The sequence below is a fragment of the Pseudovibrio sp. Ad13 genome (assembly GCF_001623225.1).
Lineage (GTDB): Bacteria > Pseudomonadota > Alphaproteobacteria > Rhizobiales > Stappiaceae > Pseudovibrio.
The window spans coordinates 55871-66935 of record NZ_LMCC01000007.1 but is presented as its reverse complement, the minus strand read 5'-3'; the positions used below and the strand labels follow the sequence as shown (position 1 = coordinate 66935).

At 50.3% G+C, this 11065-nt stretch carries 6 protein-coding genes; 2 read left to right on the top strand and 4 right to left on the bottom strand.

Annotation, left to right across the window (positions count from 1 at the left end):
* Positions 1–573 precede the first annotated feature (573 nt).
* On the bottom strand, positions 574–1170 hold the full coding sequence (locus tag PsAD13_RS11330) for a hypothetical protein (RefSeq protein ID WP_063304727.1): 597 nt from the start codon (positions 1168–1170) through the stop codon (positions 574–576).
* A 383-nt stretch (positions 1171–1553) separates the two neighbouring features.
* Complete coding sequence (locus PsAD13_RS11325; RefSeq protein ID WP_063318239.1) at positions 1554–6215, bottom strand: ExeM/NucH family extracellular endonuclease; 4662 nt, start codon at positions 6213–6215, stop codon at positions 1554–1556.
* A 601-nt stretch (positions 6216–6816) separates the two neighbouring features.
* Here PsAD13_RS11325 and PsAD13_RS11320 point away from each other — a divergent pair.
* The gene (locus PsAD13_RS11320) at positions 6817–8481 is read left to right on the top strand and encodes an aminotransferase class V-fold PLP-dependent enzyme (protein ID WP_063318238.1); all 1665 of its coding nucleotides are present in this window, start codon (positions 6817–6819) and stop codon (positions 8479–8481) included.
* Positions 8482–8625: 144 nt separating this feature from the next.
* On the opposite strand, the gene PsAD13_RS11315 is transcribed toward PsAD13_RS11320, so the two are convergent.
* Complete coding sequence (locus PsAD13_RS11315) at positions 8626–9588, bottom strand: helix-turn-helix domain-containing protein (RefSeq protein ID WP_244275151.1); 963 nt, start codon at positions 9586–9588, stop codon at positions 8626–8628.
* Positions 9589–9967: 379 nt separating this feature from the next.
* Between PsAD13_RS11315 and PsAD13_RS11310 the strand changes: the two genes are divergently transcribed.
* Positions 9968–10453 carry a hypothetical protein gene (locus tag PsAD13_RS11310; protein ID WP_063318237.1) on the top strand — a complete coding sequence of 162 codons (486 nt, stop codon included), beginning with the start codon at positions 9968–9970 and terminating at the stop codon, positions 10451–10453.
* Between the two features lie 47 nt (positions 10454–10500).
* Here the strand turns inward: PsAD13_RS11310 and PsAD13_RS11305 are convergent, their stop codons facing one another.
* Positions 10501–10932, bottom strand: coding sequence for a GNAT family N-acetyltransferase (locus tag PsAD13_RS11305; RefSeq protein WP_063318236.1), 432 nt, complete (start codon positions 10930–10932; stop codon positions 10501–10503).
* Positions 10933–11065: the final 133 nt, after the last annotated feature.

The window sequence follows — 11065 nt, the reverse complement described above, 5'->3', positions numbered from 1 at the left end:
TGGAAAGCGAAATGCCAAAGCGGAACGGCCAGACCCTCGTCCCGGGCATGCCCGTCGAAGGCTTCATCCAAACCGGCGAACGAACAGTCCTCTCCTACTTCATTAAACCCATGCAAGACCAAATCGCTCATGCGTTGAAGGAAAAGTAAGGAACCCCTTACTTCTTCGGAAGGCGACTTCATTGATTTTTGAGGTCGTGAGGACTAGAATAATAACCGGAGTGGAAAGGGAGCTTACGCCCCCTTCCCTTTTCTTATTTGAAAGAGACTCGGAGTTGCATTAGCCAGCTGTTCCGAGTCTTTTTCATTTTAAGCGTGAGTGAAATGGGGAATAACCTCATCCCATCACCTCCGGTTTAAAGGCAAGGCTGTTGCCTCAGTCGGATAAGCCTATCTTGTCCGATGCATTGGCTGGCACAACACAGCTGCTTTCGCCCTCAAAGAGCCCTCAGCTTAGCATCGAACATCGCGAACTTTATCTCCCTGATTTTGGGGATTATTTCCAATCGCCTAGTAATTGAGAAACATTTAGAGTTTCGCCTGACGGTAAGGAAGTGGCACTCAAAATTGAGTTCTATTTCTTGAGCTCACATTTAACTCTATTATTTTTGCGGTGACACTCAGATTTTCTCTGCTTGGCAGTGACGATTTTAAAACCCTTAACTCGCTCACCAAAAGCCTGCTCTAGAGCTTTTTTAAGTTTATTCTGCCAGCTCTTCTGAAAAGACGTGCCGTACCCACCATGTGGGATTACTGTAATAGTGCCGGGGGCAAAACTTCCCGCAAATGTAGCATCACCAATAGTGAGCGTGCGAGTTCTATTAGCAAACCTGCCATAAGATTCGAAAAGCGCATAACGACCTCTGCGAGGCTCCGCCGCAGGTCGCATTATGTAATACTCACCTTCATATTCAAATGAGACACCGAACCCTCTAAAATACAGTTTACTTGGATCAGAGGTTTTTTTTCGAGTGCAATCTTCGAAAAACTTACCACCCTCAATACGACAAAATGTATCATTCATTATAATATCGGTATCGGCATAGCGCCAAATAACATAGCTATTTTTCTTTTCTAATGGAAAAGCATCAAGAGCAAATTTGTAACTCGTAACAGTGCCACATGCACCTAGTAGCAAGGCTACTAATCCAATAGCGAACCATTTCCGCATGCCATTCTCCTTTTAACTTTAAGCTAAAAGGCACATAACTAACAAATTCGACTCAATCAACAAAACCAAAACGCTTAACACAACTTACTCAATACAATTCCAATATACACATATCATAAATTGATATTTATTATACTTCTACTTATAGTATTTAAAATTAATCTATCCTATACAGCTTACAAAAGCATAAAATTTAGAAAACACTGACACCAACACAACTGAGATCTATCTTCATAACGATTATTAGATGCTCAATGAAGGTCGATGATCGTCAAGCAAAACGGTGCGACTTACTTTTTTAATACAAAAAAAAGCGGCTCTGGGAACCGCTTTTTCTGTTCTTGTGAAGGCCCTCGCAAACTCGCGAGGGCCTTCTTTTTTGCTTAAACGAGCATTTCGCTTGGGCTGCTGAGGTCCAGGCCGATGACGAGTGGGTCATGGTCGGACGCGCCGTACTGGTCGTCAGTGTAGAAACCAGCATCGGTGAAGCGGCTGTTGTAGCTGAGCAGGTCTGGCTCATCAGCATTGATGTGCCACTCAGCAAGGCCGGTCACCTGATCAGCAAGGCTGTCGGATGCCAGAGCGTGGTCCAGAGAACCGCGCTGACCATCAAACACGAAGCTGTAAGCTTCATCGCCCAGGTACTGAGACAGAAGATCGGTCATGTCGCCGCCCTCTACCAGTTCCTGTACGGAGTCGCCTTTGCCGTAGGTGTTCAAGTCACCAATCACGAGGATGTCCGGATCAAGACCTGCACCTGCATATTCCGTTCTCAGCCACTCATGCAGCTCTTTTGCTGCATCTTCACGTGCCTGAGCCCAGAAAGCCTGCCCGTCACCCTGATCGTAGTTTGGATCAGCGATCAAGGCATCCAGATCTGCCTGTACCTGGTCAACATCAGCTGCCGGAATGGTACCTGCATCCAGTTTACCCTGAATGTCTTCCACCAGGTCGCTCAGGCCACTTGGACCCTTGGACTTGTAGTGGTTGACTGCGAGGGTAAAGCGTTCGCCGTTTGCATCCTCAAAAGTGGTTGCAACGGTTGGGCGGTTACGCTGGAAGTCACCTACATATGAACGATCAGCAAAGTCCTGCAGACGATCCGCAATCGCGTAAGTCGCATCCGCACTTGTTTCCTGATAGGTGTAGGTTTCTGTCTCAATGACAGTCAGCTTGCCAGGACGGTAGATCATACCGGTGGTGATGGCATCAGACCCGATCGGAGCCCCGTCAGTCGGGTTCACGAAGGTGTAAAGCTCATCAGTCCGGCCCTGAGCGGTCAGTTCCGCATTCAGTGCATCAACAAGAGCGCTGATTGCAGAGGCATCATCAAAGCCGTTATTCTCCAGTTCCTGAAGACCAAAGACATCCGCATCGATATCAAGCATTGCCTTGACGATCTTGTCGGTCTGACGCGCAAGATCTGCCTCGGAGCTCGCACCGCGCTGACCAAGACTGGTGAAGTAGTTCAGCACGTTAAAGCTGGACACTTTCAGATCACCGCCCACATCAGCAGGCTGGTCAGGACGTGCACCGGAGTTGGTGCTCTCATCGATGGAAATCTGGCCGTCAACAATCAGAGTATGACCATCAAAGCCTTCGGTGAGAATGCCTTCGATCGGTGCATCGATCTCTGTGCCAAGACGCAGAGTTGCCCCTTCAGAGAAGTCATCACCGCTGTCCAGATACCCATTGCCATTGTCGCCGTTTTCTTCGGTGACTGGCACGTAGGTGAACTCGTCAGGGTTCTGCTCAGAAGAACCATCATCGATAAGGATGCGGTTGTTCTGGTTCATTTCCTGATGTTCGATGATCTGGTCAAGCTCATCCTGCGGATCGTACAGATGGGTTGCCTGATACTGGGCGCCAGCGGAAACTGTTATCTGACCGTAGCGGTCGAAATTGAAGTTTTCGATGACTGTCAGAGCATCGTCTGTACCGGAGCCAACGCTGACGCGCATGCCTTCCAGAGCTTCCAGGTTCTGCTGGCTTGTTGGAGACAGAAGTACCTGCATGTATTCTGGCAGATCATTGCCGGAAGACAGGATGCTCAGATCCCCAATGTTTGTCAGCTGTGTCTGGCCACCAAACTCTGCAACAGTGCCACCGAAGGACACTTCATCACCAACTGCAACGGTTGGAGCCGCGCCGGTGTAAACGAAGATACCTTCAGAAGTTGCGGAGTTGCCGTCGCTGTCAGTTGTTTCTTCCTGCAGGTAGAAACCACTGCTGGTCACACTTGTTACAAGCGCGCTGACGTAAACGAACTCGCCAACCATGCCGGATTCTGCACCGTCACCCTGAATGGTGGAGATGAGTGTAGGCGCGGTATCATCGTTTACAACAGTGCTGGTTGCAGTCTTGGTTGTGATCTTGCCACCCGTTGGGTTGCTCAAGGTCACAGACAGGGCTTCGCTCAGCTCGGTTGTTTCATCGCCAGTGATGTTGACTGTGATGGTCTTGGTGGTTTCGCCAGCTGCAAACTCGATGCTGCCAGATGGCAAAGTGCCACCGAAGTCAGCTGCATCAACATCGCCGCCAACAGCAAAGTCAACAGTGCCAGCCTCAGATAGATCACCGTCACGGGTCACTGTGAACTCGAAGGAGGTTACGCCGCTGTCGCCTTCAGCTTTGGAGTCAGCTTCTGCTGCGATAGCGTAGGTTGTGGACGTACCGCCACCGCCTGTGGTGTCGCCTTCCAGCTGCAGGTTCTGCAGAACGAATGCTTCATTGCTGCCGTTTGCAGAGCCTTCAACGATGATGGTCAGCTCGGACCCAGAACCTTCCAGATCAGCAACAAGTGTTTGCAGCTGGTTGGTAAGAACAAGGCCAGAGTTGGTTTCAACCATCGGATCGTTCAGATCAACAACCTTACCGCTGGCAAGGGTGTAAGACTGAGCGCCATCATTGTCAGAGGTGAAGGCGAACAAAGTTTGCTCTTCGCCACCATCAATGGAGTAGCGGATGGAAATGGTGTCATCAGACTCGAAGTCACCCATTGCACCAGCATCCAGAGACAGGCTGATATTGCTGTAATCTGAGATGTCGAAGCGCCAGGTCGCGACCAGCGGGTCACCATTAGGATTATCGTCGTTGACGGTATCGGTCAGACCGAAGAACTCACCAGTGTTGGAGACTTCATCGATAACGCCGACTGCATCATTCTCGAAGCTGCCATTGGTGGAATCGACCAGCGAGAACGGAGCGTCGGCAGCAGTGTACTTGCCAAAGCCGTCTGCAGGACTGGTGAAGTCTGGTGCAGTGCTGGTGTACTCGATCAGACGATCATTCTGAGAGTCCACCATGTCAAACGCGAAGGTTTCGCGCACAACAGCCGGGTTGCCGAGGATCTTCAGGTTCTGCAACGCAAACGCTTCAGAACTTCCATCTGACTTGCCTTCAACGCTGATGGTCAGCTCAGAGCCAGTGCCTTCCAGATCAGACACAAGGGTCTGCAGCTGGTTGGTCAGCACAATGCCTGCGTCTGCATCGGTGAGCGGATCATCCAGATCAACAGTCTTGCCGCTGGCAAGGGTGTAGGTCTGTGCACCGTCATTGTCAGAGGTGAAGGAGTACAGAACCTGCTCTTCGCCACCATCAATGGAGTAGCGGATCACAAAGGTGTCTGTGCCTTCAAAGTCACCCATTGCACCAAGATCAAGGGAAAGACCCAGATCTTTGTAGCCTGCAATATCGAAGGTCCAGGACGCTGTCAGTTCACCATCATTGTCATTGTTGATGCTGTCGGTTACGCCGAAGAATTCACCGGAGTTGGTGGCCTCATCGATGATACCCAGAACGTCATTCTCAAAGCCGCCATTGGTGGAATCGACCAGTGAGAACGGCGCGCTGTCTGCAGTGAACTTGCCAAAGCCATCAGCAACGCTGGAGAAATCAGGCGCAGTGTTGGTGAAGCTCACCAGGCCCTGATTTTGAGAGTCGACCATGTCGAACGCGATTACGTCACGCACAACTTCGTTTTCGTCTTCAACAGTGACGGAAACACTTTGAGTGTCAGAACCGCCGTCAGCATCGGTGACAGTGACTTCAACCTGATAAACGTTGTCGCCATCAGCATCTGCTGGTGCTTCAAAGTCAGGAGCTGTCTTAAAGCTCAGCTGACCAGTTTCAGCGTCGATCTCGAACAGGCCAGCATCTGTACCGGAAACAGAGTAGGACAGGTCCGTGTTATCAACGTCGGTTGCAGATGCAGTCGCCACCTCAGTGGTGTTTTCTGCAACGGAAACGTCAGAAGCGACAGATAGAACCGGAGCCTGATTGGAACCAGTCACGGTCACAGTAACGGTGACGTCTTTGGTGCTGCCATTGCCGTCGGTGACTGTGTAAGTAAAGGTATCTTCTGCAGTCTCGCCTTCACGCAGGCTGTCAAACACACTGCCTGGGTTGTAGGAGACCTGACCGTTCTCGAGAGAGACGGTTGCGCCGGAAGCACTGCTTGCGGAAACTTCAGTGATTGTCAGCGTATCGCCGTCATAATCCTTGTCGTTTTCCAGCAGAGTGGCAGCCTCAATCACAAGACCTTCATCGCCGGATGCAACAGCATCTTCACCAGCGCGGATCTCGTTGTTGCGACCATCCAAATAGTAAGTGTAGTCATCAGCTGCGAAGTGAACTGCCTCGACATTCATCAAGGTGTCTTTTTCAGAGCCGTCATTTGCGATGACTTTGGTCTTTGGATTCCACCAGCCACCACGCTGTTGGAATGAATAGTCATCGATTGAGCCTTCATAAACGGCTGTATCGAAACCACGACCACCATTGATGCTGTCATTGCCTGCACCACCATGGATGACATCGTCGCCACCAGCTGCGCTGATGCGATCGTTGCCTTCACCAGCAAAGATAAGGTCATTGCCCTTACCTGCCCGGATCCAGTCATTTCCAGCATATGTGGAGATGGTATCGTTACCGTTGAAACCCCAGACCCAATCAATACCGTCGGTACCCGTGATGACGTCATCCCACCACGTGCCAAAGTTTACGCTGATCGAGTAGAAGTTAAATCGAGGAAAGAAATTGAACATGTATCAACCCCGTTACAGTTCATCTTATCCGAGTCCGTCACTCCCCTCCCAGTTTTGAGCCGGGAGCCAAGACGAACGATTATTTTTTGCTAGATGCCCGAAAGATTTTCTGCAGCATGCATCGACAGTTTTCTCGATGTAGAGGATGACGTAAAGGACGTATTGATCAATTTTTCACTTTTCGCATATTATTTCGAATAATATTTTCTTTTGTGAAATTTTTTTCAACTTCGCGTTGCATATCAATGTCAAGGCGACAGGAAGTTACCCAGTGCTGTGCATAACTCGGGATGCTTTTAAACACAGTTTGGCTCCTGCGCGACTCATATTTCACAAAGGCGCACTGCGAATCCATAGATACAATTAAAATTTAATTATCAAAATCACGATTTTTGCGGGTTCATGGCGAGGGGTAGGCACCTGCTTGAGTAAAATCATACCAATTCTATATTTTATCTCATTTAGAGTATCATTTTCTAACTTGACTTATCTTTGTAGTATGTAGTTTCTTATATTCAATCTTTTCAGCAAACTAAGCGAACTTAGAGTGTGTTCGCCATAACAAGAATCTGATGAGACGGAATAAAGAGACGGGGCAAGCATGTGTAATTTGATCGATAAAATCAGAAAATCAGTGATTGGTGAGGACGCAGCCATTGCCACGGCGTTTGGTCGTAAGCCATTGGTTTATGCGGATTACACAGCCTCAGGCCGTTCGCTGAGCATGATTGAGGATTACATCCGCGATCACGTTCTGCCTTACTATGCCAACACCCATACAGAGACCTCCTACACAGGCGCACAAACCACCGCACTGCGCGAGCAGGCCCGTCAGCAGATCCGTTCGTCAGTTAACGCAAACGATGATCATTCCGTGATCTTTTGCGGTTCTGGTGCAACCTCCGCGATCCATAAACTGATCGACATTCTCAACCTGAAACTGCCTGCAGACCTGAGCGCACGCTACAAGTTTGAACAGCAGATCCCCGAGAAAGAACGCCCCGTCGTTTTCATCGGCCCTTATGAGCATCATTCCAACGAACTGCCATGGCGCGAGAGCATTGCAGACGTGGTTTCCATTCCCCTTTGCGAAGGCGGTCAGGTCTGTCTGGATGATCTTGAGAAACAGCTGATCAAATATGCAGACCGTCCCCTCAAGATTGGCAGCTTCTCGGCAGCCTCAAATGTCACCGGCGTCAAAACCGACGTCGACACCGTCGCCCGCCTGCTTCACAAGCACGACGCACTCTCCTTTTGGGACTACGCCGCGGCGGCTCCATATGTGGGCATCGATATGGCTGGTGCTCAGGATGAGCAAGGCGACAGCACCAAAGACGCTATCTTCCTGTCACCACACAAATTTGTCGGCGGACCGGGCACACCGGGCGTTCTAATCGTCAACAATGCCATTCTTCAAAACCGAGTGCCAGCGATGCCAGGTGGCGGCACCGTCATGTATGTAACGCCAGAAGATCACCGCTACGTGGCAAACGCAGAACGGCGCGAAGAAGGCGGCACACCAGCGATCATTGAATCCGTGCGAGCAGGGCTGGTGTTCAAGCTTCAGCAAGCTGTTGGTACTGATGAGATTGAACGCCGGGAAGAGAGCTTTGTCTCCCGAGCCGTAGCCCGCTGGTCAAACTGCGAGAACATAGAGATCCTTGGCAACACCGAGGCACCGCGTCTGTCTATCACTTCGCTGAAGATCACTCATAAAGGCAAAGACCTGCACTACAGCTTTGTTGTGGCGCTGCTCAACGATCTGTTCGGCATTCAGGCCCGCGGTGGCTGCTCCTGCGCTGGCCCATACGGCCACGCATTGCTTGGCATGGACATGCACTACAGCAAGGCACTGGAAGAGCAGCTGGTGGAAGGTCACATGATCCTGCGTCCGGGCTGGATCCGCCTCAACTTCAACTACTTCATTGATGAAGAAACCTTCGAGTATCTGGTCCGCGCCATTGAGTTGGTCGCAGAGCACGGCTGGAAGCTGTTGCCATTCTACCGCTTCGACCAAAACGGTGCTGTCTGGCGCTACCAAAACCACAAAACAGAACTGGCCGCCTCGCTCGAAACACTCGATTTCAACGCGCTGCCAGAAGCCACAGTAAAATCAGATCGCCCGTCTCTGGCAGAGACCATGAAAGCAGCTGAAGCAGAGCTCCTACGCAATCACTGCACCGAAGAACGCTACAACGTCATTCAGCCGCAAAAAGTGGAAGATCTCCGCTGGTTCGTCCGCCCACAAGACGTCGCCGTCGCATAAGAGTAAGCCGAGGCGGCGGAGACAATCCGTCGCCGGTTACCTCTCACAAATACTTCACCCAGTCTTCGTAGCGGCGGTCTACATTTGGGGTGCTCATGGCCCTGGTCCAGGCGATGCCGGCGGAGTTTCGGGCTTCGGATGGGGTCATGGAGAAGCGTTTTTTTTGAAAGCGCGGCTGAAGGTGCTCTCGTAGGTAAAACCGAAGGAAAACGCGATTTCCGAGTTGGAGCGGTGGGCATTGCTGTTGCTGATGAGTGCCATCATTGCGCCCTTGAGACGTTGCTCCAGAATGAAGCTTTTCACGCCGCCGTAATTGCGGAACATCTCATATAGCTTTGAACGTGAGATACTTGCTTTTATGGCCACAGTTTCGGGTGAAAGATCTGGGTTCGACAGGTGCTCGCTGATTGTTCGTTTTGCCAGCATAATCTGTGCGGCATGGCTGTTTGCTTCGACCAGAGCCACACCTTCAGATGTGCTGTTCAGGCAAGCTGTAACGAGTGAAATCGTTGCCGGGTTAATATCTGCAGCTTGTGACAAGCTCAGTTGACCCGACAACTCTTTCAACGTCTTAATATGATTATAAAGAAGCTGAACCATGGGCTGCGCGGCAGGCAATCTCCGCATATGCTGCCCATCTGGATAAACCAGCTTAGGTTCGAGCAACTCCCTGGGAATAATCAGGGATAGGTTTGAAAATGTATTGGTCCAGGATTTTGACGTCCTGGCTAAATCAAAAATGATGAGGCCATCCTGTGCAACAGAATGTTGTGCACCGTCATGCTCGAAAATCATGTCTCCTGTTTCAAACAGCTGGATCATGAAGTGGTCCATCCCATCTTTTGCGATAGTCAGCTCACTCCTCTCCCAAAACTGCTTTCTGCTTTTTGTCCGGGCCAGAATAATTTGCACGAACATATGCGCATCTACTTCTGCGGTGAATTCATCAGACCTGACGGCATGATCTGCTTCCACCTGAAACATGAAGGAGATACTTTCCTTCCAGAGAGAGAAGCGCTCATCTGGCGCAACGCCATCAACGGAAAACACAGCCTGAGGAATAGGCTGAGAAATCTCCGCTCTTGGCGCTCCGTCAATGAGATCCACCTCACTCAAAATATGTCCTCGTAAAATCAACTCAATTTATACGTGCTTTTACTAAAACCTTATAGCAATTATATACATCTCCGAGAGCCCCACGAACAATGACGTGGCGTCCAGATCATTGTGCATTTTGTTTGGAACCGCCTGAAAACTGAGTTTTTTCCTGAGAATCTTGCATTGATGCATGAAGCGAGCACAATGTGCGGGGAAGACGCAGGCATTAGTTTCCGGCCCAATGGCTCTCATTCAGGTGAACGTAATGTGATTAAACTGGGAACGGAGCTGTCTTGTATTCCCCTTGCCAAACTCACACCTAAAGAAGTGCTCACTGCACATATCTCGATCTGTGCGTTTCCCCATCGAGCTTCTTAAGGATCTCCCAATGGCCCTGGATACTTCTGTTCCTCCTGTCTCCTCGTTCGTAACCGTATTGCCCACGCTGTTGCTGGCTGGTGTCATTGGCGAAACTGCCTTTGAGGCTTATGCCTGGTTTGTCTCACCGCTTCTATTTGGGCCGGTTCTGGAACCTGCGTATCTCGTTACAGCACTGGCGAACAAGTTATTCGGGCTCTCCATTCCATATGGCCTCGCCTTCCTGATCCACTTTTCCGTTGGCGCAATTGTCTTTCCGCTTGCTGTGCTTGCAGTGCATCAAGTGACCAGACTTCGGTTTTGGATTTCTGGCGTGGTTGCTGGTGTGCTCCTCTGGTACATCGCGCAAGGTATGCTCGCGCCCTTTATTGGCAGAAGCTTCATGATGGACTTTGGCGCTTATACGCAGTCCTCATTCCTCGGACATGTGGGCATGGCTGTTGTGATGGCTTTGGTTTTTATGAAGGTGTCTGAAGGCCGCAAAAACCATCGCTAACACCAAGACTTGGAGAGAGTGCAAGGCACCCTCTCCTTCTGCTCCACCTAAACCGCGGCGGAGTACTTCAGCCGGATGACCAACTGCTGCGTATCCTCATTAAAGTCCTCATGCATTTCCTCAAAGCCGTAGCGAGCATAAAAGCCACGCCCGATTGGATTGTGCTTGAAGACTTCCAGTTCAACGCTGTCATGAAGCGAGGTCGCCTTGTCCATCAAAGCCTTCCCGAGCTTGCGCCCGTGAAAGTCAGGATGCACAAACAGTCCGCCCACTTCATTGCCAAGTAATGAAATAAATCCGACGACAGCGCCGTTCATTTCAGCAACCCATGTCTCTGCATTAGGCAGATACATGTTTCGGATGTTGTCGGTTTCATGAGCTAAAAAGCTGTCGCTCAGAAAAGGGTGAGCGAGTTTGCTGGCCTCAAGCCAGACGTCAACAATGGACTCGGTATCGCGAGTTTCAAATTTGCGGATCATTTCTATGTCCTGAAGAGTGCCGTTAATCGGCGCTTGATGTTCGGAAAATGAAGGCATGCGGAACCAGCCGTGCAAATGGCACGGTCTTAAGGTTGAAAACATGCATAGGGGTTCTTCGTTTGAACCCTCAGAT